This window comes from Actinomyces sp. ICM58 (assembly GCF_000283035.1).
In the GTDB taxonomy this organism is placed as follows: Bacteria; Actinomycetota; Actinomycetes; order Actinomycetales; family Actinomycetaceae; genus Pauljensenia.
The window spans coordinates 1-1,858 of sequence record NZ_ALIY01000011.1 but is presented as its reverse complement, the minus strand read 5'-3'; the positions used below and the strand labels follow the sequence as shown (position 1 = coordinate 1,858).

Below are 1,858 nucleotides of genomic sequence, written 5' to 3'. Positions count from 1 at the left end.
CGTGGGTCGAGCGCGGCTCCGGCCTCGTGCGCGCGGACGTCGGCATCAACTGCGAGGCGGAGGCCCGCACGTGCGCCATCCGCATGGCGAGCGCGTGCGGGGTCCGACTCGACGACGCGAGCCCCATCGCCGACGGGACACTCCCCGGCGGAGTGCGAGTACACGCGGTCCTCGCGCCCATCTCAGGGTCCGGGACCCTCCTCTCCCTGCGCGTGCTCGGGACCCGGCGCCTCGGGGTCGCCGACCTCGAGGAGCGCGGTACGCTGCCCCCACCCGTGGGCGCCCTCGTGCGCGCCCTCATCGCCGCCCGTGCCAACGTCCTCGTCTCCGGGGCGACCGGCTCCGGCAAGACGACGCTCCTGAGCGCCGCCCTCGCCCTCGTACCCGACAGCGAACGCATCGTCTGTATCGAAGAAGTTCCCGAAATAGCCCCAGCCCACCCCCACTGCGTCCACCTCATCGAGCGCGCCCCCAACGTCGAAGGACGAGGCGCCGTCACCCTGACCGACCTCGTGCGAGCGGCCATGCGCATGCGCCCCGACCGACTCATCCTCGGGGAATGCCGCGGGCCCGAAGTACGCGACGTCCTCACCGCCCTCAACACCGGGCACGACGGCGGATGGGCGACCCTCCACGCCAACAGCGCGCGCGACGTCCCCGCGCGGCTCGCGGCCCTCGGCGCGCTCGCGGGCATGAGCGAGGCAGCGCTCGCTGCGCAAGCCGCCAGCGCCCTTGACGCCGTCCTCCACATGCGCCGAGACGCATCCGGGCACCGATGGGTGGCCGAGGTCGGCGTCATCACGCGCGAACACGGCGCCCTGTCGTGCGAGCCAGCGCTCAGCGTCGACGCGGATGGGAGCGTCACCGAGCATCAGGCCTGGGCAACCCTCGCCGGGAGGGCCGGGCTATGACGGCGGGTTTCCTCGGGGGCGTTGACGTGGCTGCCGGAGCGGGAATCCAGCGCCTGGCGTGGCTCGCCGTCGGCCTCGCGCTCGCGGCCTGCGGGACGTGCCTGCTGGTCGGGTGCGTCGCGTCTGTCGTGCGCGGGAGGCGAGAGCGCCGCATCGTGCGCGCCTGGGCGGGCTCGGTCCCAACGCCTCCCCGTGGAGGAGTTGCTCCTCCCGGACCGTCGAGCCCGATGCGGTGGTGGGAGGGGTCGGGTCGCCACCGGGGGCGCGCCCAGGGGCCGCCGCAGGTGCGCGAGCTCGCCCTCCTCGTCGCCGAGGTGACCACCAGGCTCCGTGCGGGAGCCCCCACGTCGGCTGCCTGGGCGCACGCGATGGACAGGATCGGAGCCACAGACTCGGGCGGCGTCGACGCCGCCTACCCGCCCATCCTCGACGAGTGGGCGACGCGGCCGACGCGGTGGCGCGCGATGCTGGCGGGCGGGAATTCGCCGGGGGAAGCGGCCGCGCGTGTCGGCGCAGCCTCCGTCATCGTGGCCTGTCGATTCAGCAGCGGCCTCGGCGCGCCCCTGGCCGACGTCCTCGACGCCATCGGGGACGCGATCGACGACGCCCAAGCCGTGGAAGAAGCACGTCGCGTCGCCTCCGCCGGACCGCTCATGTCCGCGCGCGTCCTCGCGGCCCTCCCGCTCGTCGGGGTGGGGGCTGCCCTGGCGCTCGGGGCGTCACCCTGGGCTTTCTACACGGGAGGCGGGCCGGGCAGCGTCTGTGCCGCGGTCGGCGTGGCCGCGTGGGGTGCGGGCATCGCCTCGTGTCGCAGAATCCTGGAGCGCTGCCGACGCTCCGAGGCATCCGGGCCGCCCACGGGGAGCGGTGCGGTGTCCGCCGACGGTGCCCTCGCATGCGACCTCGTCGCCTCCGCGCTCGCGTGCGGCGCTTCCATTCCGCGCGCG

The 1,858-nt window shown here is 74.9% G+C and carries 2 protein-coding genes; both read left to right on the top strand.

Features of this window, described 5'->3' with window-relative positions; all coding sequences use genetic code 11:
* Positions 1–911: TadA family conjugal transfer-associated ATPase (locus HMPREF1138_RS00325; protein WP_009055126.1), on the top strand; the 911-nt coding region annotated here is incomplete at its 5' end.
* Positions 908–1,858 (top strand): type II secretion system F family protein (locus tag HMPREF1138_RS00320; protein ID WP_009055128.1); only part of this gene is annotated, 951 nt, incomplete at its 3' end. The genes HMPREF1138_RS00325 and HMPREF1138_RS00320, both read left to right, overlap by 4 nt.